This window comes from Arthrobacter sp. ASL1 (assembly GCF_056680475.1).
This window is the reverse complement of the sequence record NZ_CM155284.1, coordinates 1,994,122-2,017,128: the sequence shown is the minus strand read 5'-3', so window position 1 is coordinate 2,017,128 and position 23,007 is coordinate 1,994,122. Positions and strand designations below refer to the sequence as shown.

Annotated in this window: 22 protein-coding genes and 1 pseudogene; 13 read left to right on the top strand and 10 right to left on the bottom strand. The window is 68.4% G+C overall.

Annotated elements, in window-relative coordinates:
* Positions 1–77: 77 nt before the first annotated feature.
* A complete protein-coding gene (locus tag AC1MEQ_RS09470) occupies positions 78–2,666 on the bottom strand; it encodes an ATP-dependent Clp protease ATP-binding subunit (protein ID WP_479790146.1) in 2,589 nt (862 codons plus the stop codon).
* Between the two features lie 244 nt (positions 2,667–2,910).
* Between AC1MEQ_RS09470 and dhaK the strand changes: the two genes are divergently transcribed.
* From dhaK to dhaM, 3 genes are read left to right on the top strand one after another with little or no spacing between them, the layout of a single operon-like run.
* Positions 2,911–3,909, top strand: coding sequence for a dihydroxyacetone kinase subunit DhaK (dhaK, locus tag AC1MEQ_RS09465; protein WP_479790144.1), 999 nt, complete (start codon positions 2,911–2,913; stop codon positions 3,907–3,909).
* Entirely contained in the window at positions 3,910–4,551 is a 642-nt protein-coding gene (gene dhaL / locus AC1MEQ_RS09460) for a dihydroxyacetone kinase subunit DhaL (protein WP_479790142.1), read from the top strand.
* Entirely contained in the window at positions 4,548–5,279 is a 732-nt protein-coding gene (gene dhaM / locus AC1MEQ_RS09455) for a dihydroxyacetone kinase phosphoryl donor subunit DhaM (RefSeq protein WP_479790139.1), read from the top strand. The genes dhaL and dhaM overlap by 4 nt, the downstream gene beginning before the upstream one ends.
* Here dhaM and AC1MEQ_RS09450 read toward each other — a convergent pair.
* Both AC1MEQ_RS09450 and AC1MEQ_RS09445 read right to left on the bottom strand, forming a co-directional pair.
* Entirely contained in the window at positions 5,276–5,455 is a 180-nt protein-coding gene (locus tag AC1MEQ_RS09450) for a hypothetical protein (protein WP_479790137.1), read from the bottom strand. The genes dhaM and AC1MEQ_RS09450 overlap by 4 nt on opposite strands.
* Positions 5,456–5,481: 26 nt before the next feature.
* Positions 5,482–6,390: a LysR family transcriptional regulator gene (locus tag AC1MEQ_RS09445; RefSeq protein WP_479790135.1), complete on the bottom strand. Its 909-nt coding sequence runs from the start codon at positions 6,388–6,390 to the stop codon at positions 5,482–5,484.
* A 93-nt stretch (positions 6,391–6,483) separates the two neighbouring features.
* On the opposite strand from AC1MEQ_RS09445, the gene AC1MEQ_RS09440 reads away from it, so the two are divergent.
* The 4 genes and pseudogenes from AC1MEQ_RS09440 to AC1MEQ_RS09425 all read left to right on the top strand — a co-directional run bounded on the left by AC1MEQ_RS09440 (position 6,484) and on the right by AC1MEQ_RS09425 (position 9,765).
* On the top strand, positions 6,484–7,545 hold the full coding sequence (locus AC1MEQ_RS09440) for an MBL fold metallo-hydrolase (RefSeq protein ID WP_479790133.1): 1,062 nt from the start codon (positions 6,484–6,486) through the stop codon (positions 7,543–7,545).
* 74 nt (positions 7,546–7,619) lie between these two features.
* Positions 7,620–8,957 (top strand): annotated as a pseudogene (locus AC1MEQ_RS09435) (MFS transporter).
* Between the two features lie 69 nt (positions 8,958–9,026).
* Positions 9,027–9,425: a YidH family protein gene (locus AC1MEQ_RS09430; protein WP_479790131.1), complete on the top strand. Its 399-nt coding sequence runs from the start codon at positions 9,027–9,029 to the stop codon at positions 9,423–9,425.
* Between the two features lie 7 nt (positions 9,426–9,432).
* The gene (locus AC1MEQ_RS09425) at positions 9,433–9,765 is read left to right on the top strand and encodes a DUF202 domain-containing protein (protein ID WP_479790129.1); all 333 of its coding nucleotides are present in this window, start codon (positions 9,433–9,435) and stop codon (positions 9,763–9,765) included.
* Here the strand turns inward: AC1MEQ_RS09425 and AC1MEQ_RS09420 are convergent.
* Positions 9,758–11,233, bottom strand: a complete 1,476-nt coding sequence (locus tag AC1MEQ_RS09420) for an aldehyde dehydrogenase (RefSeq protein WP_479790128.1) — start codon at positions 11,231–11,233, stop codon at positions 9,758–9,760. The genes AC1MEQ_RS09425 and AC1MEQ_RS09420 overlap by 8 nt on opposite strands.
* Positions 11,234–11,483: 250 nt before the next feature.
* Here AC1MEQ_RS09420 and AC1MEQ_RS09415 point away from each other — a divergent pair, with 250 nt between their 5' ends.
* On the top strand, positions 11,484–12,470 hold the full coding sequence (locus tag AC1MEQ_RS09415) for an Abi family protein (protein WP_479790126.1): 987 nt from the start codon (positions 11,484–11,486) through the stop codon (positions 12,468–12,470).
* 27 nt (positions 12,471–12,497) lie between these two features.
* On the opposite strand, the gene AC1MEQ_RS09410 is transcribed toward AC1MEQ_RS09415, so the two are convergent.
* Positions 12,498–13,355 carry an MOSC domain-containing protein gene (locus AC1MEQ_RS09410; RefSeq protein WP_479790124.1) on the bottom strand — a complete coding sequence of 286 codons (858 nt, stop codon included), beginning with the start codon at positions 13,353–13,355 and terminating at the stop codon, positions 12,498–12,500.
* A gap of 48 nt (positions 13,356–13,403) precedes the next feature.
* Here AC1MEQ_RS09410 and AC1MEQ_RS09405 point away from each other — a divergent pair, with 48 nt between their 5' ends.
* Complete coding sequence (locus tag AC1MEQ_RS09405) at positions 13,404–14,399, top strand: YdcF family protein (RefSeq protein WP_479796099.1); 996 nt, start codon at positions 13,404–13,406, stop codon at positions 14,397–14,399.
* On the opposite strand, the gene AC1MEQ_RS09400 is transcribed toward AC1MEQ_RS09405, so the two are convergent.
* A complete protein-coding gene (locus AC1MEQ_RS09400; protein ID WP_479790122.1) occupies positions 14,359–14,994 on the bottom strand; it encodes a DinB family protein in 636 nt (211 codons plus the stop codon). The two genes, AC1MEQ_RS09405 and AC1MEQ_RS09400, sit on opposite strands and share 41 nt — an antisense overlap.
* Before the next feature lie 34 nt (positions 14,995–15,028).
* The gene (locus tag AC1MEQ_RS09395; RefSeq protein ID WP_479790120.1) at positions 15,029–15,634 is read right to left on the bottom strand and encodes a DinB family protein; all 606 of its coding nucleotides are present in this window, start codon (positions 15,632–15,634) and stop codon (positions 15,029–15,031) included.
* A 61-nt stretch (positions 15,635–15,695) separates the two neighbouring features.
* Between AC1MEQ_RS09395 and AC1MEQ_RS09390 the strand changes: the two genes are divergently transcribed.
* Both AC1MEQ_RS09390 and AC1MEQ_RS09385 read left to right on the top strand, forming a co-directional pair.
* Entirely contained in the window at positions 15,696–16,661 is a 966-nt protein-coding gene (locus AC1MEQ_RS09390) for a helix-turn-helix transcriptional regulator (protein ID WP_479790118.1), read from the top strand.
* A gap of 62 nt (positions 16,662–16,723) precedes the next feature.
* A complete protein-coding gene (locus tag AC1MEQ_RS09385; RefSeq protein WP_479790115.1) occupies positions 16,724–18,001 on the top strand; it encodes a glycoside hydrolase family 3 N-terminal domain-containing protein in 1,278 nt (425 codons plus the stop codon).
* Here the strand turns inward: AC1MEQ_RS09385 and AC1MEQ_RS09380 are convergent.
* Both AC1MEQ_RS09380 and AC1MEQ_RS09375 read right to left on the bottom strand, forming a co-directional pair.
* Positions 17,985–19,241, bottom strand: a complete 1,257-nt coding sequence (locus AC1MEQ_RS09380) for an alpha-hydroxy acid oxidase (protein ID WP_479790113.1) — start codon at positions 19,239–19,241, stop codon at positions 17,985–17,987. The genes AC1MEQ_RS09385 and AC1MEQ_RS09380 overlap by 17 nt on opposite strands.
* 89 nt (positions 19,242–19,330) lie before the next feature.
* Positions 19,331–20,380: a glucose 1-dehydrogenase gene (locus AC1MEQ_RS09375; protein WP_479790111.1), complete on the bottom strand. Its 1,050-nt coding sequence runs from the start codon at positions 20,378–20,380 to the stop codon at positions 19,331–19,333.
* 162 nt (positions 20,381–20,542) lie between these two features.
* Here AC1MEQ_RS09375 and AC1MEQ_RS09370 point away from each other — a divergent pair, with 162 nt between their 5' ends.
* Positions 20,543–21,298, top strand: a complete 756-nt coding sequence (locus AC1MEQ_RS09370) for a ZIP family metal transporter (RefSeq protein WP_479796098.1) — start codon at positions 20,543–20,545, stop codon at positions 21,296–21,298.
* Between the two features lie 24 nt (positions 21,299–21,322).
* Here the strand turns inward: AC1MEQ_RS09370 and AC1MEQ_RS09365 are convergent, their stop codons facing one another.
* Positions 21,323–21,529 carry a hypothetical protein gene (locus AC1MEQ_RS09365; RefSeq protein WP_479790109.1) on the bottom strand — a complete coding sequence of 69 codons (207 nt, stop codon included), beginning with the start codon at positions 21,527–21,529 and terminating at the stop codon, positions 21,323–21,325.
* Between the two features lie 203 nt (positions 21,530–21,732).
* Between AC1MEQ_RS09365 and AC1MEQ_RS09360 the strand changes: the two genes are divergently transcribed.
* Positions 21,733–23,004 (top strand): glycerophosphodiester phosphodiesterase family protein, encoded by a 1,272-nt coding sequence (locus AC1MEQ_RS09360; RefSeq protein WP_479790107.1) that lies wholly within the window; start codon positions 21,733–21,735, stop codon positions 23,002–23,004.
* The last annotated feature ends 3 nt before the right edge of the window (positions 23,005–23,007 follow it).

Sequence of the window (23,007 nt, the reverse complement as noted above, 5' to 3'; positions counted from 1 at the left end):
GAAACGGCAGGAACGTGAAGACGCCCCCGCCGCCTGCAGTGCAGGTGGCGGGGGCGTCCTCGGTGCGGGGCTGCCGGCTACGCGGCCAGCGGAGCGCTGGCGGCAGTGCCGGAAACCAGCAACCGGTCGCCGTCCGCGGCCACGGTGACCGAGCCGCCGTCGTGCACTGCGCCGGTGACCAGCAGGTCGGCGATGGCGTCGTCGACCTCGCGCTGGATCACCCGGCGCAGCGGACGGGCGCCGTACTCGGGCTCGTAGCCGCGCTCGGCGATCCAGCCCACCGCACTGTCCTCGGCGGTGAACGAGATGCCCTGGGCAGCCAACCGGGCCTCGGTGGCGCGCAGCTGCAGTGACACGATCCGGCGCAGCTCGTCCTTCTCCAGCTTTCGGAAGAGCACGATCTCGTCGATGCGGTTCAGGAACTCCGGCCGCATTGTCTCGCGCAGCCGGCCCATGACCCGGTCGCGCAGGGCCTTCTCGGAGCCGAAGCCGTTGGCGTCCCCGGCCTGCTGCGGGGTAAAGCCCATGGCACCGGACTTGCTGGCCAGGAACTCCGATCCGAGGTTGCTGGTCATGATGATGACCGTGTTGCGGAAGTCGACCGTGCGCCCCTGCCCGTCGGTGAGCCGGCCGTCGTCCAGGACCTGCAGGAGCAGATTGAACACGTCTGGGTGTGCCTTCTCCACCTCGTCGAGCAGCACGAGCGAGTACGGGTTGCGCCGCACCTTCTCCGTCAGCTGGCCTGCCTCGCCGTAGCCGACGTAGCCTGGAGGGGCACCGACCAGCCGCGAGACCGTGTGGCGCTCGCCGAACTCGCTCATGTCGAAGCGCAGCAGGGCGTCTTCCTTGCCGAAGAGCGACTCGGCCAGCGATTTGGCCAGTTCCGTCTTGCCCACGCCCGTGGGGCCCAGGAAGAGGAAGCTGCCCACCGGCCGGCCGGCGTCGCCCATGCCCGTGCGGTTGCGCCGCACCGACTTGGCGATGACGGAGACCGCGTCGTCCTGGCCGATGACCCGGGAATGCAGGTCATCCTCCAGTTGGGCGAGCCGGGCACGGTCGCCCTCGGTGAGGCGGGAGGCCGGGATGCCCGTGGCCCGGGAGATGATCTGGGCGATCTGCTCCTCGTCGACCACGTCGGTGGCAGCGGCCCGAGGTGCGGTGCCCGTGGCGGCCACCTGATCGAGGTGTTCGACCAGCCCGGCAATCTCGTCGCGCAGCTGTCCGGCCTCCTCGAAGCGCTCGGCGGCCACTGCCTCGTTCTTGCGGGTCTCCAGTCCTGCCAGTTCGGCGCGCAGGGCCTCGACGTCGACAGCCGGCCCGCGGCGCAGGCTCAGCCGGGCGCCCGCCTGGTCGATCAGGTCGATCGCCTTGTCCGGCAGGAACCGGTCGGTGAGGTACCGGGCCGAGAGCTCGACCGCGGCCCGCAGGGCACCCTCGGTGTAGGTCACGTGGTGGTGTTCGGCGTAGCGGTCCTGCAGCCCGGCGAGGATCTCGACGGCGTCCTCCTGCGAGGGTTCGCCGACGGTGACGGGCTGGAAACGGCGCTCCAGGGCCGGATCCTTTTCCACCTTGCGGTACTCGCCCAACGTGGTGGCACCGATCAGGCGCAGCTCACCGCGGGCCAGCCGGGGCTTGAGGATGTTGCCGGCGTCCATGCCGCCACCCTCGCCGGATCCACCGGCCCCGACGACGGTGTGCAGCTCGTCGATGAAGACGATGTACTCGCCGGCGTGCGTGGCGATCTCGTCCATGGTCTTGGTCAGGCGTTCCTCGAAGTCGCCCCGGTACCGGGTGCCGGCGAGCATGCCGGGCAGGTCCAGGGAGATGACCCGCTTGCCATGCAGCTGGGCCGGGACCTCGTCTGCGGCCAGGGCCCGGGCCAGTCCCTCGACGACGGCGGTCTTGCCGACGCCTGCCTCACCGATGAGCACCGGGTTGTTCTTGGTGCGCCGGGCCAGGATCTCGATGGTCTGCTCGATCTCGAGTTCGCGGCCGATCACCGGGTCCAGCTTGCCCTCGGCCGCGAGCGCGGTCAGGTCGGTGCCGTAGGTCTCGAGCATGGGGGTCTCGGATTCCGAGGTGGGGCCGGAGGCCCCCGGGGCCATGTGGGGTTGCGCGTCCGCTGCGGCCTGCTGTGCGGCGGCCGCGCCGATGTCTTGCAGCGATTCCGGGGTGACGCCCGAGGCGGCCAGCACCTGCCCGGCGGGGGAGTCCTGGTTGAGCACGAAGGCGACGAAGAGGTGCTCGGGATCGATGTAGGTCGAGCCGAAGGCCCGGGCGACCTGGCGGGCATCCAGCAGGGCGCGCTGGGCCGAGTTCGTCAGCGAGGGGGCTCCGCCGTCGTGCCGGGTGGACGATTGCGGCAGGCGCTGCTCCGCGTCGCGGATGATCTCCGCGACGTCGATGCCGGCGGCCTTCAGCTGGGCGGCCGGCCCCTCCTGCTCGAGCATGACGCGCAGCAGGTGCAGGGCATCGAGTTCGGTATGGCCGTGCTCGGTCGCGAAGCTGGCCGTCTGGGCGAGCAGTTCGTGTGTACGGCGGCTGAGCAGCCGCGTGATGTCAATGGGGCGGCCGGCTTGCGCGGCCCGCTGGCCCTGCAGATAGCGGGCCAGGAAGTCGTCAAATGAGCCGTTGCCCGACCCGGTGGAACCGAAGAACGTTGGCACGTGATCCTCCAAAATAAACTTGAGCTTCTTACGCTCAAGTATAGAGAGTTGAGCGGGTTTCACTCAAGTTAACGCTGAGGCCTCGGGATTATTCCTGCGGCATGCCGTCGCCGGACTCCGGTTCCGGCCGACCCTATCCCGGCGCGGGGGGCCCGAGTAGTCTGCTGGCAAGGGACGGATCCGGCGCCCGGCGCCAGGTCGCCGGCCCCCACGCCACAATGTCGAGAACCCGGAGTGTGCTGACATGAAAAAGCTCATCAACGACCCGCAAGCCGTCGTCCAGGAGTCGGTGGACGGATTCGGGCTGGCACACGCCGATCTGGTGTCCATCCACCGGGATCCGCTCTTCGTCACCCGCAGGAAGGGGCGGGAGGGCAAGGTGGGGCTGCTCTCCGGTGGTGGCAGTGGCCATGAACCGCTGCATGCCGGGTACGTAGGGCACGGGATGCTGGACGCCGCGGTCCCCGGGCCGGTGTTCACCTCGCCCACCCCCGACGCCATCATCCCGGCGACCCGCGCCGCGGACACCGGTGCCGGCGTCGTGCACATCGTGAAGAACTACACCGGCGACGTCCTGAATTTCGAGACCGCCGCCGAGATGTGCCAGGCGGAGGGGATCGAGGTGCGCACGGTGCTGGTCAACGACGACGTCGCCGTGGAGGACTCGCTGTACACGGCAGGGCGGCGTGGCGTCGGTGGCACGGTCCTGGTCGAGAAGATCGCCGGGGCCGCGGCCGAGCGGGGGGATGGGCTCGACGACGTTGCCGCCATCGGCAACCGCGTCAACGACAACGTGCGCAGCATGGGGGTGGCGCTCAGCGCCTGCACCGTCCCGCACGCGGGGGTCCCGAGCTTCGAGCTGGCCGATGACGAAATCGAGATCGGCATCGGCATCCACGGCGAGCCCGGCCGGCACCGGATTCCCCTGGAACCGGCGGACGGCATCACGGACCGGCTGCTGGAACCCATCCTGGCCGACCTCCACCCCGTGGCGGGGGAGGAGGTCCTGCTGTTCGTCAACGGCATGGGCGGGACCCCGTCCAGTGAGTTGTACATCGTTTTCCGGCGGGCGGTGCAGGTCCTGCAGGATGCCGGGCTGGCGGTGTCCCGGTCCCTGGTCGGCAACTACATCACCGCCCTGGACATGCAGGGCTGCTCCATCTCGGTCCTGCGGCTCGACGACGAGCTGACCGAGCTCTGGGATGCGCCCGTCCTCACTCCGGCACTGCGGTGGGGCAAGTAGATGGCGGACACCCTGGGAACCGACTGGGCCATCGACTGGCTGCGACGCAGCGCTGCCGCGATAGCAGATCACCGCGTCGAGCTCGGCGAACTGGACCGGGCCATCGGAGACGGGGACCACGGTGAGAACCTGCACCGTGGCTTCACGGCCCTGGTGGCGAAGCTGGACGCGGAGGCGCCGCCCACCCCGGGGAGCGCCTTCAAGGTGGCGGCCATGACCCTGATGTCCACCGTCGGCGGGGCGGCGGGCCCGCTGTACGGCACGGCCTACCTGCGTGCGGCCAGCGCCGTGGGCGAGGACGAGACCCTCGACGCCGGTGCACTCGTGGCGGCCCTGACCAGCGCGCGCGACGGTGTCGTCGCCCGCGGCAAGGCCGCACCGGGGGACAAGACGATGATCGATGCCTGGACCCCTGCGGTGGATGCCGCCGCCGCCGCCCAGGAGCAGGGGGTGCTGGCCGTCCTGGAGGCCGCGGCCACCGCTGCCGAGGGCGGGGCCGTGGACACCGATCCGTTGATCGCGCACAAGGGCCGCGCCAGCTACCTGGGCGAACGCGCCGTGGGGCATCGCGACCCAGGGGCCGCGTCCTCGGCGCTGATCCTGCGGGCCGCGGCGGACGCGGCGGCAAGGAATGCCGCATGACCGTCGGCCTGGTCGTGGTCTCCCATAGTGCCCAGCTGGCCGCGGGCGTGGTGGAGTTGGCATCCCAGATGGCGCACGATGTGGTCCTGGTCGCCGCCGGGGGCATGGACGACGGGAACGTGGGCACCTCCCTGGACAAGATCATGACGGCACTGGACGAGGCGGACAGCGGCGACGGGGTCGTGGTCCTGGCCGACCTCGGATCGGCGGTCATGACGGCCGAGGCCGCCATCGAGTTCCAGGACCGTCCCGCCCGGGCCCGGTTGGCGGATGCGCCCCTGGTCGAGGGTGCGGTGGCCGCAGCCGTTGCGGCCCAAGGCGGGGCAGACCAGGCGGCCGTGCTCCACGCCGCGCAAACGGCGTGGTCCCCCGCCGAGTCGGCCCGGTCGGGACCGTCGGGCGCGGAGGCGTCCGATGCAGGAGCGTCCACCGCGGGGGCTGCCGGCCTGGAAGCGGACGGCGCGGCTCCGGCTGAGCTGACCTCGACGTTCACCCTCGTCAACCCGCTGGGTCTGCACGCCCGTCCAGCGGCGGCCCTGGCATCGGAGCTGGCTGCCCTGGACGTCGAGGTCGACATCAACGGGGTCGACGCGCAGTCGGTCATGATGCTGATGACCCTCGGGGCCGGTCAAGGCACCGAACTTCACGTCAGCGCCTCCGGCCCAGAGGCGCAGCAGGCGCTCGACGTGGTCCGGCGCGCCGTCGAGGGCGGCTTCGGCGAATCCTAGCGGCGCGGAACGGGCAGGGAAGGGCCCGGGCCCGCGGAGGCCGACAGCGAGGGGGCTCCGCCGTCGTAATGGCTGGACGACTGCGGTAGACGCTGCTCGGCAGCGCGGATGATCGTCGCGACCTCGATGCGGGCCGCCTTGAGCTGGGTGGCGGGCCCCTCCTGGTCGAGCATCACGCGCGGCAGGTGCAGGGCGTCGAGTCCTACGTCTGATTTATGGCTTCCAATTCGCGCAAGAAATCCACGGCGGCTAGTACGCGGCGGGGGGCGCGGTGTGCGGGTGCGAGCATGGCATGGATAGCGTTCGGCTCGATGTCGTCAATGACCGGTACGTAGGAAACCCCTAAACCATCGACGCTGCTCCAGCGAGCAGGAACGGAGTTGAACAGCGAGTAGCCCAGTCCGCGGGCGACCATCGACTGAATGGTGTCGGCGTTGGTGCTGCTCCAACGGAGTTTCGGGGTCAGGCCGAGGGAGTCGAAAATCTCGGTAAGTCTGTCCACGGTTGGGGGGATGGCCAGGAGGATTGCGTTCTCGTCGACGACTTGGTGCAACGAGATGCCGTCGCGGCCGGCGAGCGGGTGGTCTGCAGGCAACATGACGTGCAACCGGACGTCCGTCACCGGTATCGAAGTCATCGCGGGGTCGGACTGCAAAGCATAGACAAGCGCCATATCCAGGCGACCGTGGGTCACCTCCTGCTGCATCCGCCATGGTGCGCCTTCGCGGAACGTCACGTCGACTCCCGGATGGTGGATGGCGAAGTGTTCCACCAGTGGCGGTATGAGTCGCGGGGAGAGAGTGTGGCTGCAGCCAATGCGCAGTTGACCTTTCATCTGGACGAAGCTCTCCGACACGGCTTCTTCCGCGAGTGCAACCCTGGCGAGGATATCGCGGGCACGGGCGGCGAACTCGACGCCCGCAGATGTGGGTACGACACGTTTTGACCGGGTTCGAAAGTGCAGGTCGGCAGCCAGGCCCCGCTCCAGCTCCGACAATGCCATGGATGCCGCCGACTGAGATACATGGCACTGACGGGCGGCTGCGGTGACTGAGCCGGTGTCGACAACGGCCACGAAGTACTGGAGCTGTCGCAGCGTCATTTCTGGCATAAGTTCTCCTGATGATCGACATCGAATCAATCGACTATTCATATTATGTGTTGCGCGACACACTGGGACCAGCCAATTCATGCAGGAGGACCCATGTATCCGCCCATACCGCTCGCCCCCCAATCGGACCTCAGGCCCCGTATTGTCACGCTCGGCACTGCCGGCGGACCAAAATGGTGGCGCGAGGAGGCAGCCAGCCGCCGCACCGGGATCGCCACAGCAGTCATCGTGGGCGACAACATCTACCTGGTTGATTGCGGCCACGGGGTTGGCAGGCGTCTAAGCGAAGCGGGCCTCGAGTTGAGGAATCTGCGCGGCATCTTCCTGACGCACTTGCATTCTGACCACACCGTGGATCTGGCCAGCCTGGCAGTCTTCGGGCTGTATGAGCTGCTGGACCGTCGCGGCGATCCCGTAAGGATCATCGGCCCCGGGAACCGCGGGATGCTCCCGGCAACCTCGCCGCGGGCCACTTCAGAGCCACAGGCCGTGAATCCTGCGAACCCGACCCCGGGCACCCGGGAAATGTTCGAGATGTTGGTGAATGCGCACGCCACGGATCTGAATGACCGCATCTTTGACAGCCTGCGCCCCTCGCCGTTCGAGCTGTTCGACGCCAGCGATATCGCCGTTCCCGCCGAGATCGGCTACCACCCCAACGAAAACCCGACCCCGGAGATGGAGCCTTTCGAGATTTACCGGGACGACCTGGTGACCGTGTCCGCCATCCTGGTGGAGCACCCTCCGGTAGCACCGGCGTTCGGGCTGCGCTTCGACACCGCGCAGGGGTCGGTCACCTTCTCCGGCGACACCGCGTTCACCCCAAACATGGCCCGCCTTGCCCGCGATACTGACTTGCTGCTGCACGAGGCCATTGACTTCGGATACGTCGAACGGACCTACGGTGACGCCACCGATGACGGAGCGCGGGCTGCCCGAGACCACCACTACAAGTCGCACACCAGTGTGGCGGACGCGGCCAGAACCGCGGAGGAAGCAGGTGCTCGAGCCCTCGCACTACACCACTTGGTGCCTGGGACGGCACCTGACCACGTCTGGCAGCAGGCTGAACCGCATTTTTCTGGGGAATTCATCGTCCCCGACGACCTTGACGTCATCTCGTTTCAGCGGACTCTTGACCGGTCGACCGTGTAGGCAAGCTGTCACCACGGACGGCCACCGACACCATTGCCGTATCCGCCCCCATCCCTTCTCCGAGACCAGGACAAATGATGAACCGAGAACCGCTAGTGGCCACCGACCCGACGAAGGGTGCGGAGCCGGGTCGAGAAACGCTGAACACCAAGGACATGCGCCGGATCCTGTCCTCAAGCTTTATCGGAAGTGCGATCGAGTATTACGACTTCATTCTCTATGCGACGGCGGCTGCAGTTGTTTTCAACAAGGTCTTCTTCGCCAACCTCGAGCCCGAGATCGCAGTTCTAGCCTCCTTCGTGACGCTCGCAGTGGGGTACGCTGCCCGTCCTCTGGGGGGAATTGTCTTCGGACACTACGGTGACCGGATCGGCCGCAAGAAGATGCTGGTGTTCTCCATGATGATGATGGGCGCATCGACGGTCCTCATCGGGCTGCTGCCCACCACAGCGCAGATCGGCGCGGCCGCGCCCATAGTGTTGATGCTGCTGCGGGTCATCCAGGGCATCGCAGTCGGCGGGGAATGGGGTGGAGCGGCCCTCATGGCACTGGAGCACGCCCCGGCGCGCAAGCGGGGTTTCGCCACTTCGTTCGCCAATGCGGGCGGGCCAGCGGGCGCCATCCTGGCTACTCTGGTCGTCTCAGCGGCGTAGGCAGCAACCGGTGCGCAGTTTTTGCAGTGGGGATGGAGGATTCCCTTCCTGCTCAGTGCTGTGCTGATCGTGGTCGGCTTGGTGATTCGACTCAAGGTCCAGGAAACGCCGATGTTCGCCAAGCTGGCGCAGGAAGGCGAAAAGCGGAAGCTGCCTCTCATCGAGGTTTTGCGCGGCCATCCACGCGCCGTGCTCATCGCGCTGATCGCGACCATGAGCTTCTTTTGCTGCCAGGGCATCATCACTGTCTGGGGTGTCGCGGTTGCCGTGGAAAACGGCGTCGATCGTTCCGGCGTGCTGAACTGGAAGGCAGCCGGGGCTGTGGTTACCTTGGTAGTCACCTTTTGGGCGGCGCGGATGTCCGACAAAATCGGGCGCAATCGTATGCTCCTCATCGGCGGCTCCCTCGGAATCGTCTTTGCCTACCCCTTGCTGTTCCTCCTGACCAACGGCACGCTGTGGGGTTTCGCCATCGCCGATGTCGTGGGAAATGGCGTGATTCAAGGCATGCTCTACGGGCCGATCGGGGCGTACATCGCGGAGCAATTCCCGACCCGGGTCCGGTACACAGGCGCCTCGCTGGCCTACCAAGGTGCTTCCATGCTCGGAGCTGGTTTCACTCCGATGATCGCCGCAGGTTTGGTAGTTCTTGGTGGGGGCGGATTCGGTTTGATCGGAGTGTTCTGGATCCTCGTGTTGGTGGCCGGCATGGTTGCCGTCTTGTTGACGAGCGAGGGAACGCGCCGGAATTTGGACTGATCCCGCAGTGGCGGTGAGATGGCCAGCGCGCTCTCGATAGGCTGTTGTAACGACGACGGAAGGACCACGGTGGCCGAAACGGGCAACGAGAAGGAACCGGCGCAGCGCGGGTGGCTGGCGGGAAGGGTCCTGCCCGGCGGGGACGAACCGGATGCGCGGTTCACCCTCGCCAACGAGCGCACCTTCCTGGCCTGGATCCGCACGTCGCTGGCGTTCCTGGCCGGGGGCATCGCGCTGGAGGCCTTCGCCTTCGACGCGTTCCCGCCCGACCTGCGGAAGGCCATCTCGATCATGGTGATCTGCATCGGCCTGCTCATCAGCGCCGGGGCCGTGTTCCGCTGGTTGCGGGTCGAGACGAGCATGCGCCACCACCGGCCGCTGCCGTTCCCGGCGATCATTCCGGTCCTGGGTCTGGGCGGTGCGCTGGCCGCCGCGGTCATCGTCATTGTCCTGGCCGTTTCGGGCTAGGCCACCGATGTCCACGCCCATCACCCGCGCCCACGACGATCCCGGCCTGCAGCCCGAGCGCACGGTCATGTCCTGGGGGCGGACCACGCTCTCGCTCTTCGTGGTCAGCGCCGTCTTCCTGCGCTGGATGCCGCACTACGGGTGGCCGATCCTGCTGCTGGTGGCCGTCGCCGCCGGTGGGGCGCTGGCCATCTACGCCACGCAGCGCCGCCGATACCATGTGCGGGCCCATGGGATCGCCAGCGGCCGGATCGCCGCCGACGCCGTCGCCGTCTTCTCCACGGCCGGCGCGGTGATCGTGTTGGGCGGGCTGGCGCTGGCCGTCGTGGCCGCTACCTGATCGTCAGCCAGATGGTCTTCAGCTGCGTGTACTGCTCGAAGGCCTCCAGCCCGTTGTCCCTGCCGCCGAAACCCGAGGTCCGGTACCCGCCGAACGGCGTGGTGATGTTGCCCTCGCTGTAGCCGTTGATGGCCACGGTGCCCGCGCGGACGCCGCGCGCCAACCGAACCGCCGTGTCGATGTCGCGCGACCAGATCGTCGCGGCCAACCCGTACTCGGTGTCGTTGGCCATCCGCAGCGCCGCTGCTTCGTCGTCGAAACCGATCACGGCGACCACCGGGCCGAAGACCTCCTCGCGGGCGATGTCCATGCCGGGGTCGACGCCGTCGATGACGGTGGGGGCGATGTACCAACCACCGGTTTCGGTGAAGAGCGCCTCGCCGCCGGTGACGATCCGGGCGCCGGCGGACCGGGCGCCGTCGACGTAGCCGAGCACCCGCTCCAGCGCCGAAGCCTCGATGAGCGGGCCGGTGACGGTTTCCGGCGATGAGGGGTCCCCGACCGTGCGGATCTGCGCCCGGCGGGCAAGCTCGTCCACGAATTCGGAGCGGATCGATTCGTGGACCAGGATCCGTGAGCCGGCGGAGCAGTTCTGCCCGGAGGCCCAGAAGGCCGCCTCCGCCAGGTCGTCGGCGACGTCGGGCAGCCGGTCTGCGTTATCCGCCAGCACGATCTGCGGGGACTTGCCGCCGCACTCCAGGGCGATGTTCTTTAGGTTGCTGTCCGCCGAGTAGCGCAGGAATTCGCGGCCGATCTCGGTGGACCCGGTGAACGTGATCATGTCGACGTCGGGGTGCAGCCCCAGCGCCCGTCCGGCGATGTGCCCCAGCCCGGGGATGACGTTGAAGACGCCGTCGGGCACCCCGGCCTCGGTGGCCAGTTCGGCAATCCGCAACGTGGACAGGGACGCGAGTTCCGGCGGCTTGACCACCAGGGAGTTCCCCGCGGCCAGGGCGGGCGCCATCTTCCACGCGAGCATCGCCGCCGGGAAGTTCCACGGCAGCACGGCGCCGACCACGCCGATCGGTTCGCGCACGATCAGCCCCAGCTCCCCGGAGCCGGTGGGGGAGACCTTGCCGAAGACCTTGTCCACGGCCTCGGCATACCAGCGGATGGTGCCGATGGTGTCCGGCAGGTCGAATTCGTGGCAGTTGGCGATCGGCCGGCCGGCGTCGACGGATTCGAGCAGCGCGAGCTCGTCGGTGGCGGCCTCGATGAGGTCGGCCAAACGCAAGAGCACGGCCTTGCGCTCGGCGGGGTCCGCCTGGCTCCACGTCCCGGCCTCGAAGACGGTGCGGGCACTGACAACTGCGGCGTCGACGTCCTCGGCACCGCAGGCGGCGATGTCGGTGATCTTCCGCCCGGTGGCGGGGGCGAGGGACTCGAAGGTCGCCCCGTCGGCAGCGGGGAGGAACCTTCCGTCGATGTAGGCGCCGGTGCGTAGGGATGCTGTGGGGATCTCGGCCATGGTGCGACTCCGTCCGGGCTGGGTTGCTGCGTTGTCCCCGATGCTAGTGGCGATGGCGCGCCGAAGCCATGGTGCCCGTGTTCCATCAATTTTGACGCTGGCACTGACCGATTGGGCGCCGGTTCGGGAATGCTTCGATTAAGGACCGAGCCATAATGAAAGGCCAAAGCCCCTGATAGGATGGGTTCATCATGATCGGCCCGCTCGCCTCACGGCTCGGGCCGATTTTCTTTCTTCGGAGGAGCCGGTCGTGGACTACGCAAAGCCGTGGCTGCCGATCGACGACCAGATCGACCAACTTGCCGGCCGCGGAGTCTTGATTCCAGACCGTGCTGCGGCCGGGAGCCTGCTCCGGACCGTGGGCTACTACCGGCTGACGGGCTACCTCTACCCGTTCCGCGCCTCCGAAACCTACATCGATGGCGGAGGTCGAGAGCGCACTCGTGTGCTGGGGTCGTATCGCCAGGGTAGCTCGGTCGAGGATGCCGCACGTCTCCTTGAATTTGATCGAGACTTACGGCTGCTCGTACTTGATGGCGTCGAACGCATTGAGATCGCATTGCGCACCCAGATTGGCCACGCCATCGGACGAATCGGGGCGTTCGCTCACGAGGACTCGGCCACCTTCGTCTCGTCGTTCACTGCTCCACGCAGCGACCCGGTCAGCAGTCTGCGCGTGCCCAGTCGCTTGGATGAATGGCTGACAAGGGTCCAAGAGCGGCGCGATAGTTCGGATGAGGCATTCGTTGCTCACTTCCGCCTGAAGTACAACGGTCAGATGCCGATCTGGGCGCTGACGGAACTGCTTGAACTCGGCCAGCTTTCCCGTCTCTATGCGGGGCTACGCAATGACCTTGCGACGGAGATCGCCACAGAATTCGGCGTTCCGACGAAACGCCTGATGGAGAGTTGGATTGCCACGATCAACTACGTCCGAAACATCGCTGCCCACCACGCCAGGTTCTTCAACCGAAAGTTGGTCACTGCACCAAAACGACCAAAACCTGGACAAGTCCCTCTTCTGGCGCATCTAAGCCAGTCGGATGCTCCGAAACAGTTTGGCTCGTACAGTGCGCTCGCCGTGATGGCATATCTGCTCCAGATCATCAACCGGGGTGGTGACTGGCCCCTGCGCGTTGCCGGACATCTTCGTCGTTTTCCAGCAAACGTTGTCCTCGACGTGGGGTCGATGGGTCTCGCCGCAGGGTGGCTCGACGAAGAACTCTGGAAACGCTGAACGCCAAGTCTGCATCCAATAGCGTCCTCAGCCGAGAAGGACGACGACGGTGCCGGGCACCAGGGTACCGGCGGTGCGCACGTGCGCGTAGACGCCCATGTTGGTGTGCCCGAAGGCCTCGTGGAGCGTCGTCAGGACCGGCAGGTCCCGCCGCGCCGAATCGAGGCCGACCTCGGTCGCGGTGCACCGGGCGATCTCCTTGAACACGTCCAGCCGGACGCCCCCGGCTGCCAACTCGCTGCCGAGCCAGTCGCGTTCGACAAAGGGGTCGAGCCCCTCGAGGTAGATGTTGGCGCGGAACCGCAGCGGATCGATGTCGGTCCCGGCGGCACGGGCCAGCTCGCGCACCGAGGCCAGGTTGATGATCGAGACGGCCTGCATGTCCGCGGGATCGTCGCTGCGCAGCAGGTCCGGGAAGCGGCGTCCGGGTTCCTCGGCGAAGACCGGCTGCCGGTCCGCCGGCAGTTCCAGCAGCGTGGCGATGCACGCGGTCAGCTCTGCCCGGCCCGCAGCGGTGGACAGGTCCGCGCGCAGGAGGGGGCCGCCGTCGTGCTCGGCACCGCCGTCGTGCCCCGTGGCCGGAAAGGCGGTGGCGATGCCGGGGGTGGGGCGCAGTTCCACGGTGTCGGTGTCCGGGAAGTACTCGCTGGGCACCCCGGCCAACGCCGGTTCGCGCATCAGGACGTGGAATTCGCGTTTGCCCAGGTCCTGCCTGGCGCCGGGGACGTAGCGGCCATCGGCGCGGGCGAGCGCGTACCGGCGGTCGTGCGCGACACCGTGGCCGGCGGTGAGCTGCGCCGTGTCCAGCCGCTGCGGGCTCAGCCCCTTGATCGGGTAGTAGTACAGGGAGTCGATGGTGGGGCCGTGGCCGGGGGTCTGCTGCACCCGCCCAGTCTAGATGTGCCGGTTGCGTAGGCTTGATTCGTGACATCAATGATCCTGGCCGCCCTGCTCGCCGGACTTTATGCCTGGTTGCGGCGCAAGGACCGCAGGATGCTGCGCAACAGGGTGGTGCTGGTCGCCGCCATCTGGTTCGCGGTCGGCGGGGCGACGGAGCTGATCGCCCGCGTCTTCCCGCCGTTCGACTACGTCTGGTTGGCGGTCCTGGCGTTGGCGCCGCTGGCGGTGCTGGTGCTGGCCGGGTTCCTCATTGCCAACGGGATCACCATGCTGCGCAGCGAGGGGCGCCGGTTGGGCAACCTGCTGACCCTGCTGTTGGGGGCCGCGATGCTGGGTTTGCCGGTGTTCGCCCTGCTGTTGGTGTTCTCGGGAAACCCGCTGGCCATCGGGTTCGCGTTCCTGCTGTTCTTCCTGTGCAGCTACCTCGGGGTCGTGTTCGTGGTCTTCCTGGCCTATGCGATCGCCTACGGACGGATGGAGCACGACATCTCCCCGGCGGCCATCACCATCCTGGGCTCCCGCCTCATCGGCGGGATGGTACCGCCGCTGCTGGCCAGCCGCCTCGACAAGGCCGTGGACCTCTACCGGGCCGCCCCCGAACCGAAGCCGCTGCTGATCCCTTCCGGAGGGCAGGGCGTCGACGAGTCCCGGGCCGAAGGCGAGGGCATGGCCGCCTACCTCCTCCACGCCGGGGTCCCCGCCGCCGATGTGGCCCCGGAGAACCGGGCCCGCACCACCCGGGAGAACCTGCGCTTCTCCCGGCAGGTCCAGGAGGAGGCGGGCCGTGCCGGATCCCAGCTGGTGGTCACGAACAACTACCACGTGCTGCGTGCTGCCCTGCTGGCCCGCAAGTACGACGTCGATGCCCAAGTGGTCGGGTCTCCGACCGCCCGTTACTTCGTGCCGAGTGCGTTCCTGCGCGAGTTCGTCGCGATCCTCAGCGAGCACCGGGTCCTCAACGTGCTGCTGTGCCTGCCCTTCATGGGTGTCACCGTGCTGCTGGTGCTGGCTGCACTGGCGAACTCGTAGCGTCGGCCGGCGCCCACGGCTTCAGCCACGGGGTCTCCTCCATCCCGTCGGCCGCGGCCATCAGCTCGAACCAGGTGGCCCCGTCGATGGATTCGCGGATGATGTCCGCATGCCCGGCGTGCCGGGCGACCTCCTCGATGAGATGGCCGAGCACCCAGCGGACCGACCAGGCGTCGATGTCCCGCGGGAACCAGGGGGCGCTGCGCGGGACGGGGACCGGGGTGTCCAGCGTCGCCGCCGCGACGATCCGCTTCGTGGCGGCCTCCTGGGCGTCCAGGGCTGCGACCAGCCCGCCCAGGGTGTCGCCTGCGGTCATCATGTACTGGTCGGCGTAGGTCGCCACCGCCTCCTCGAACGGGATCTGGTCGGAGGCGGGGTGTTCCGGGGCGGCGGCGATGCGGTCGACCCAGCTGGCCTCGCAGGCGGTGACGTGCTTGAGCAGCGCCCCGACGGACAGGGCGGAGACCGTCGGGGCGCTGCGGGCCTGCTCGTCGGTCAGGCCGAAGGCGGTGGTGCGCAGGTTCTGGCGTTGCTGGGCCAGGAAGGCGAGCAGCGCGGTCTTCTCGTCGGCAACGGGGCCGGGCATGGCGGGCATGGTGGGTCCTTTCGAACGGGTGGGTGGGGTGCGGTCAGCGGGTGCGGTGCAGGTACAGGTCGCGCAGCAGGGAGATCTCGGCGCCGTGGTGGATCACCTCGCGGTGGATGTGCAGCACCAGGGTCGCCATCGGCAGGTCGCCGAACGGCCCCTCCGCCGGGCCGCAGGGTGTGGCCAGGGCCTCGTCGTCGAGGGCGGTGATCCCGGCCATCCAGCGGGAGTGGGCCTCGTCGAGCTGGGCCAGGGCACCGGCCGCGGTGCCCGGGTAGTCGTGGGTCTGGTAGGAATCCGCCGGCCCGCCGAAGTGGCTGGCGTTGCGCATCCCGAACACGGCCACGACCAGGTGCCCCAGGCGCCAGGCGATGGTGGTGACCGGGGGAGGCGTGGGTTCGGGGAACGCGAAGTCGATGACGTGGTCGCCGCTGCCCCCGGTCACGGCGCCGGGCAGGTCCGGCCCGGCCTGGCCGCGGGGCCGGACGTTCCAGCACCCGGGGACCGGCTCCCACAGGTATTCGTCGTCGGTCAGGCCGTCCATCCGGGGGCGTAGCTGATGCTCCCAATGCCAGGCGAGCTGTTCGGTGAGTTCGTGGGTCCAATCGACGCGGTGCGCGGTCGTGGGCTGGTTTTCTGGTGTGTTCATGGGACCAGTCTCCAATCGATATAGGACAGGTACTGTCCGCTACCTGTGGGACGCTGGTTCCATGGACGAAACGATCGAACGGGTCCTGGGCCTGCTCAACCTGCTGCAGTCCCGACCGGTGTGGACCGGCAGCGAACTGGCCGCCGAGCTCGGGGTCACGACGCGCTCCATCCGCCGCGACGTCGAGCGCCTGCGCCGCCTGGGCTATCCGATCCGCGCCACCCAGGGTGTCGGCGGCGGCTACCAGCTCGGTGCCGGGAAGGCGTTGCCGCCCCTGCTGCTCGACGACGGGGAAGCGGTCGCCGTCGCCGTCAGCCTGCGCCTGGCCGCCGGCGGGTCCGTGGCCGGGGTCGGCGAAGCGGCGTTGCGTGCGCTGTCCAAGCTGGACCAGATGCTGCCCGCCCGGTTGCGCGCGTCGGTGGAGGCCGTCGCCACGTCGACGCTGTCCCTCGACGGCGCGCGCGGAGGCGTCGACATCGTGCCGTCGTCCCGGCTGCTGGAGCTGGCGCACGCCATCCGGACCCCCGAGGTGGTCACCTTCGGCTACACCGCTGCAGGTCCCGACGCCGTCCCCGCCGAACGCCGGGCCGAGCCATACCGGCTGGTCTCGGCAGGACGGCGCTGGTACCTGATGGCCTTCGACCTGGAGCGAGACGCGTGGCGCACGTTCCGGCTGGACCGGATCGGGGCGGTGCACGCCACGGGCTTCCGGTTCACGCGCCGGGACGCCCCCGACCCCGCCGGGTTCGTCCAGGCAGCGATCTCGCAGAACCCGTATGCGCACGTCGCCCGGGTGCGCATCGAGGCCACTGCCGGCGCCGTGCGCGCACAGATCCCCGCCACCGTGGCCAGCGTCGACGCCGATGGGGACCAGGCCTGCATCCTCACCGCGGGCGGCAATTCGCTGGAGTTCGTGGCGCTCCACGTCGCCCTGCTCGGGTACGAGGCCACCGTGCTCGAACCTCCGGAGTTGCGGCCGGTCCTGCGCAACCTCGGGGCCCGGCTGGCCCGCATGGGCCGGGAGTGAGCCGCCCGCAATCTAGACTGGGAACCGCCACGCCCGCCCGCCACCGACCCCGAAGGGGCACGATGAGAACACGCTTGAGGACCGCGGCCACCGCCGTCCTGATCTGCGCGGCCCTGCCGCTGGCCGCCTGCACGACGCCGGGGCCGGGCTCCTCGCCCTCGGGCGCCCCGGGTGCGGGAACCAGTGGAGCCGGCTCCTCCGGCGGCACCTCGAGCAGTACCGCCTCCGCCAGTGCCAGCGGCACCGCGAATCCGGCATCGCCGTCGTCCTCCGAGGGCAGCCGGGAACCGTCGACCACCCGGGCGCCATCCGCAGCGCAGCAGCGCCTGGAGAAGCTGACCCTGGAGCAACGGGTGGGGCAGGTCCTCATGATGGGCGTGCCCGCCACCGGCGCCGGTGCACCCGCACTGGCGATCATGAAACAGCAACACGTCGGCAACACGTTCCTCAAGGGCCGCAGCACCGCCGGGGTGGACGCGACGGCCGCAGCGGTGCAGGAGATCGAGTCGACGGTCTCGAAGCAGAGCACCGGCGGCATCGGGCAGTTCATCTCCACCGACCAGGAAGGCGGCCAGGTCCAGGTCCTCAAGGGCCCGGGATTCTCCACCATCCCCGCCGGCATCACCCAGGGCTCGTGGGACCCGCAGACCCTCCGGCAGCGGGCCACCGGCTGGGGCAGGGAACTCGCTGCGACCGGGATCAACGTCAACCTGGCACCGGTGGCCGACACCGTCCCGGCGTCGATCGGCACGGGGAACGCACCCATCGGCGCTTTCGGCCGCGAATACGGCCACACCCCGGAAAGTGCAGCTGCCGGCTCCTCGGCCTTCGCCGCCGGCATGGAGGCCGCCGGCGTCGCCCCGGTGATGAAGCACTACCCCGGGCTTGGCAAGGTCAGCCGCAACACCGACGTCTCGCATGGGGTCACCGACACGAGCACGACCCGCGACGACCCCTCGCTGGTTCCATTCCAGCAGGGCATCGACGACGGCCTCGATTTCGTGATGCTTTCCAGCGCCTACTACGCGAAGATCGACGCGAAGAACCCGGCGGCCTTCTCCGACACCATCATCAACGGCATGCTGCGCGGGGACCAGGGCTTCGAAGGCATCGTCATCTCCGACGACATGTGCGACGCCACCCAGTTCCGCGACTGGAAGTACGCCACCCGCGCGAAGAAGTTCTTCAATGCCGGGGGCACCATGATGCTCTGCGTCAACCAGGATGCCATCCCGGCCATCGCCAGCGGGCTCGTCGCAGAGGCCACAGCGGACCCGGCATTCCGGAAGAAGATCGACGCCGCCGCGCTGAAGGTGCTCACCGTCAAGGACGGGCTGTAACCGGCCCCATCACCGGGGCCGCCGAGCCCCTGCCGTCCAGCCGCAGGTGTTGCGGGCCGAGCTCGGCGACGCTGGAGACCCCCAGCAGCGTGGTGGCCACGCGCATCTGCTCGGTCAGGATGTCCAGCGCACGCTGTACCCCCTGCTGCCCGCCGGCCATCAGGCCATACATGTAGGCCCGCCCGATCAGGGTGAAGTCGGCGCCCGCGCAGAGCGCCGCGACGATGTCCCCGCCGGACATGATGCCCGAATCGAGGATGAGTTCGACGTCGGGGCCCACCTGGTCGCGGATGGCCGCCAGCGCATGCAGGCTGGCCGGGACCTGGTCCAGCTGCCGACCCCCATGGTTGGAGACCACCAGGCCATCGGCACCGGCGTCGAGTGACTTGCGCGCATCCTCGACCGTGAGCACGCCCTTGACGAAGAGCTTGCCCGGCCAGACCGCGCGCAGCCACCGCAGGTCATCGAGCGAGAGCGTGGGGTCGAACATGGAGTTGATCAGGTCCGGCAGGGCGTGCGAGGTGCCGCTCAGCGAGGCGAACTTCAGCGAGTCGGTCGTCAGGAAGTTGAACCACCACTCCGGGCGGTAGGAGGCGTCGAGCACCGTCTTGAGGTTCAGCCTCGGCGGGATGGTCATCCCATTGCGCACGTCGCGCAGCCGCTGCCCGGCGATGGCGGTGTCCACGGTGACCATCAGGGCGTCGTAGCCGGCGGCCGCCGCACGGTTCACCAGTTCCAGCGAGGCGTCGTGGTCGTTCCAGAGGTAGAGCTGGAACCAGCGCCGGGCGTTCGGCTGGAAGGCGGCGACCTCCTCGATGGACCGGGTGCCCATGGTCGAGAGCGTGTAGGGGATGCCGGTGGCCGCCGCGGCGCCGACGCCGGCCTCCTCGCCCTCGGCATGCATGAACCGGGTGAACCCGGTCGGCGCGATGCCCACCGGCAACGCCGACCGGGCTCCGGCGATCGTCGTGGACAGGTCGACCGAGGCATGGCCGCCGAGGATGGAGGGCAGCAGTTCGACGTCGGCGAAGGCCCGCCGGTTGCGCTCCAACGTCACCTCGCGGCCGGCACCGCCATCCACGTAGTCGAAGGCAGGCTTCGGGGTCCGCCGCCGGGCGATCCGCCGCAGGTCCCACAGGTCGGCGGCCCGGGCCAGCCGGGTGGACCTGAAGTCCAGGCTGGGCCGCTCGAACTTCAACAGCGGGCGCAGTTCGGCGAACTGGGGGAGGTTGCGTTGCATGCGGGGCTCCTGGGATGGCGGGTCCGGCCGGTGGCCGGCTGGTCTGCCTCCCACGCTATCGGCACGTGGCCCCACCCGTCCGGGAGTGCCTAGGACTTCGCGATGTCGACGACGACCTTCACGTCGCCGTCGCGGTGCTCGAAGGCCGCGGCGTAGTCGTCCAGTGGGACGCGGCGGCTGATCAGGCGCCCCAGCCAGCTGGCGTCGGCCTTTGCCAAGGCGTCGGCAGCTTGCTCATAGTGTCGCCGGTTGGCGTTGACGGTGCCGAACACGACGTCGTTTTCCAGTACCGCCGTCCGGTTCATGGCACCGACGTCCAGTGGCGTCTGCTTGCCGCTGCTGGAGACACCGGTCAGACAGGTGATGGCGTTCTTGCCGTTGTTGGCGATCGCGTCCACGATCACCGAGGGCACGCCGGTGCACTCGATGATGATGTCGGGTTCGAGGTCGGAATCCGGCAGCGAATCGGTATGGAAGGTCGCCCCCAGGTCCTTCACCAGTCCCGGCTTCGGCCCGTCCTTGACGAGGTCGAACACGTGGACCTCGTAGCCGCGCTGCACACCGAGCAGCGCCGCCAGCAGGCCGACCGGTCCGGCGCCGGTGACGGCGACGACCTTCGGGTCGAAGAAGGCGCGGGCCCCGATGCGCTCGATCTGCTCCCACGCCTTGGCGACGATGGTCGTCGGCTCGAGCAGGACACCGACGTCCGCCAGGGCGGCGTCGAGTTTGACCATGTCCTCGGGGTTGCCTCGCCACTGTTCGCGGCCGAACCCGTCGAGCAAGGCGATGCCGTGCTCCTTGTACTTCCCGTTCAGGCACATGTCCCACTCCCCGGCTGCGCAGGCGGCGCAGGGGACGGGGTCCGGCCGGCGCACGATGCCCACGACCAGGTCGCCGGGGGAGAACCCGGAATCGTCGGGGGCCTCGCTGACCCTGCCCAGGTTCTCGTGACCAAGCACCAGCAGGTCCTTGCCCTCCGGCGCCGTCCCGTAGTCGGCGTTGATGATTTCCCGGTCGGTCCCGCACAGGCCGATGGACAGGGCATCGACCAGGATGCTGCCTTCGTCCTGTTCGGGCGAGTCCACGTCATTCAACGCCAGCGAATCCTTGGTTCCGGGCGTGACGGTCAGGGCTTTCATGGATGCTCCTTCGTGGGATGGTGGCTTCCCTCCAGTATTGCGCTCCCCGAAGGACATGTCAGCGGCGTGCGTGGCACCCGCGACACCGACGCAGCTTCTGGGCCCCCAACCCCAGGGGTACTACCGTGAAGGAAGTACTCGATGGGAAAGGTGCGTGTGGACATGCCCCTGTGGTTGCAGGCCCTGATGTGGGGCACGATTGCCGGCGGCGCGCTCGTCCTGGGCTCCGGCCTGTCCTGGCTCTGGAGCATCCCGCCAAAGGTCGTTTCCTCCATCATGTCCTTTGGTGCCGGCGTCCTGATCTCCGCCCTCTCCTTCGACCTCGTGGCGGAGGCTGCAGATGGTGGCGGGTTGTGGCCGACGGTGGCCGGATTCCTCGCCGGTGCCGTCGTCTACGTCGCGGCCAATGCATTGCTGGAGCGCCGCGGGGCGAAACACCGCAAGCGGTCCGGCGGCAAACAGCCCTCCGAGGAACAGCATCCTGGGAGCGGCACCGCCATCGCCATCGGCGCACTACTCGACGGGATCCCCGAATCGGTGGTGCTGGGACTGGGGCTGGTCAGTGGCGGCGCCGTCAGCCCGGCCATGCTGGCGGCGGTGTTCATCTCCAACGTCCCCGAGGGGCTCTCCAGCACGGCCGGCATGAAGAAGGCAGGACGCAGTGCGGGCTACGTGTTCGGCGTCTGGGGCGGGATCGCGGTGATCTCGGGGATCTCCGCCCTGGTGGGGTACGCCGCGCTGCAGAACGCCCCGGCGGAAGTCGTCGCCTTCATCACCGCGGTGGCCGCAGGTGCCATTTTGGCCATGCTCGCGGACACGATGATCCCGGAGGCGTTCGAAGAACACCATCTGCTCACGGGTCTCATCGCGTCCCTGGGATTCCTGACCGCGTTCACCATCGGCAACGTCGGTGGATGAGAGTGCGGCCGCCGAGGCCCCGGCCTAACCGCTCAGGGGCATCCGCGGGATATTCGGCCGGCCGTCGGGCCCCAGGCCGTAGGCCTTGGTGGCGATCTTATTGGCCAGTTCCTCATTGATTCGGTATTTGTACACCGGACCCATGGTTTTCTTGCCGGCTGCAGAACTGGCTGCATGGGCCGCCGGCGCAATGATCTTCTCGTGCACACGGTGCCGCCTGAACAGGCTCATGATGACCTCCTCGTCACTGCCACAAGATGTTCTTGTACCTTCAGGGTACGCCGAAAATCCCCGGAATCCAGAGGCGCTTCGTCCCTCCCGGGAACACGGCGTGCAGACCTTCATATCGTGTTCACTCGTCGTTGATTCCACCGTTGTCGGGACTGGACAGCATGGGTGGTGACCACCACCCATGCACCGAAGGGAACACCCTCATGGCCTTGACCACCACCCCGCTACGCATGCTGGCAGCACCGGCGCTGATCGCCGCCACCCTGGCCGTCTCGGTCGCCGCAGGCCCCGCGGCAGCATCCCCGCCGGCTCCGGAGACGACCCGACCCACGGGTGTCGAACCGGCGGCAGCCAAGGTGCCGGCGGGTGGCCCGGTCCTCATCGGACACCGCGGTGCCGCCGGTGCCGCGCCGGAGAACACCATTGCCGCGTTCAAGGCAGGACGCGCCTCGGGAGCCGACTTCATTGAGACGGACGTGCAGCTGAGCAAGGACGGGGTCCCGTTCCTCTTCCACGACGACACACCCGCCCGCACCACGAACGTGGCGGAGGTCTTCCCGGGGCGGGAGGACGACCCGATCACCTCCTTCACCTGGAAGGAACTGCGTGCCCTCGATGCCGGCTCCTACTTCGGCAAGAAGTTTGCCGGCGAGCGCATCCCGCATCTGGACGACATCGCGAAGGTCGCCAACAGCAGGACCGGGGTGTACCTGGAGATCAAGTCGCCGAAGAACTCGCCCGGCGTCGAGCAGCTGGTGGCCCGCAAGCTGGCCCAGGATCCCGCCTGGAAGAAGCTCGTCGCCGCCGGGAAGGTCAGCGTCCTCGGATTCGACCCGTCGTCCAACCGAGAGTTCGCCGCCCTGGCGCCGGACGTCCCACTCCAGCAGCTCAGCGGTGCCATCCCGGAGGCCGCGACGCTGAAGGACTGGTCCACGTTCGTGGACTCCGTGGGCACCAACTACCGCACACTGACCGCCGCCCAGGTCGGCAGCGTCCGGGCCGCCGGACTGGATGTCGGTGTCTACACGGTCAGCTCCCCGGAATCGGTCGCCGCTGCGGTGGACCTCGGGGTCGACATGGTCACCGGGGACTTCCCGCAGCAGGCGGTGCGCTTGCAGGCCGGGAAGGCGGCGTTCCCGCAGGCCAAGGGACTCCAGATCGCGGACTCGGTGAACAACCCCGCGGGCGATGACGTGCAGCCGGGGAGCGGCGAGCACGTGCTGCTGCGCAACACGACGAGCCGCACCATCGACGCCTCGGGGATCGTCCTGCGCGACGCGGCCAACAACACGCTCACCACCGGACGCGGCTACACGATCAAGCCGGGCGGCGAACTGCGCGTCTACACCGGGCCCGGCACCAACACGGCCACGAAGTACTACAACGGCCGCACGGCCTCCATCCTGAACAACGGCGGTGACTCGGTGGCCCTGTGGGACGTCCGCGGCAAGCTGCAGGACGTCTTCGCCAACTAGCTG

Coding starts and splice junctions, on each gene's coding strand:
- AC1MEQ_RS09385 (WP_479790115.1), top strand. CDS start 16,724: ATGAGAACACGCTTGAGGACCGCGGCCACCGCCGTCCTGATCTGCGCG.
- dhaK (WP_479790144.1), top strand. CDS start 2,911: ATGAAAAAGCTCATCAACGACCCGCAAGCCGTCGTCCAGGAGTCGGTG.
- AC1MEQ_RS09420 (WP_479790128.1), bottom strand. CDS start 11,233: ATGGCCGAGATCCCCACAGCATCCCTACGCACCGGCGCCTACATCGAC.
- AC1MEQ_RS09445 (WP_479790135.1), bottom strand. CDS start 6,390: ATGCCAGAAATGACGCTGCGACAGCTCCAGTACTTCGTGGCCGTTGTC.
- dhaM (WP_479790139.1), top strand. CDS start 4,548: ATGACCGTCGGCCTGGTCGTGGTCTCCCATAGTGCCCAGCTGGCCGCG.
- AC1MEQ_RS09380 (WP_479790113.1), bottom strand. CDS start 19,241: ATGCAACGCAACCTCCCCCAGTTCGCCGAACTGCGCCCGCTGTTGAAG.
- AC1MEQ_RS09370 (WP_479796098.1), top strand. CDS start 20,543: ATGCCCCTGTGGTTGCAGGCCCTGATGTGGGGCACGATTGCCGGCGGC.
- AC1MEQ_RS09400 (WP_479790122.1), bottom strand. CDS start 14,994: ATGCCCGCCATGCCCGGCCCCGTTGCCGACGAGAAGACCGCGCTGCTC.
- AC1MEQ_RS09390 (WP_479790118.1), top strand. CDS start 15,696: ATGGACGAAACGATCGAACGGGTCCTGGGCCTGCTCAACCTGCTGCAG.
- AC1MEQ_RS09440 (WP_479790133.1), top strand. CDS start 6,484: ATGTATCCGCCCATACCGCTCGCCCCCCAATCGGACCTCAGGCCCCGT.
- AC1MEQ_RS09405 (WP_479796099.1), top strand. CDS start 13,404: ATGATCCTGGCCGCCCTGCTCGCCGGACTTTATGCCTGGTTGCGGCGC.
- AC1MEQ_RS09425 (WP_479790129.1), top strand. CDS start 9,433: ATGTCCACGCCCATCACCCGCGCCCACGACGATCCCGGCCTGCAGCCC.
- AC1MEQ_RS09360 (WP_479790107.1), top strand. CDS start 21,733: ATGGCCTTGACCACCACCCCGCTACGCATGCTGGCAGCACCGGCGCTG.
- AC1MEQ_RS09365 (WP_479790109.1), bottom strand. CDS start 21,529: ATGAGCCTGTTCAGGCGGCACCGTGTGCACGAGAAGATCATTGCGCCG.
- AC1MEQ_RS09375 (WP_479790111.1), bottom strand. CDS start 20,380: ATGAAAGCCCTGACCGTCACGCCCGGAACCAAGGATTCGCTGGCGTTG.
- dhaL (WP_479790142.1), top strand. CDS start 3,910: ATGGCGGACACCCTGGGAACCGACTGGGCCATCGACTGGCTGCGACGC.
- AC1MEQ_RS09395 (WP_479790120.1), bottom strand. CDS start 15,634: ATGAACACACCAGAAAACCAGCCCACGACCGCGCACCGCGTCGATTGG.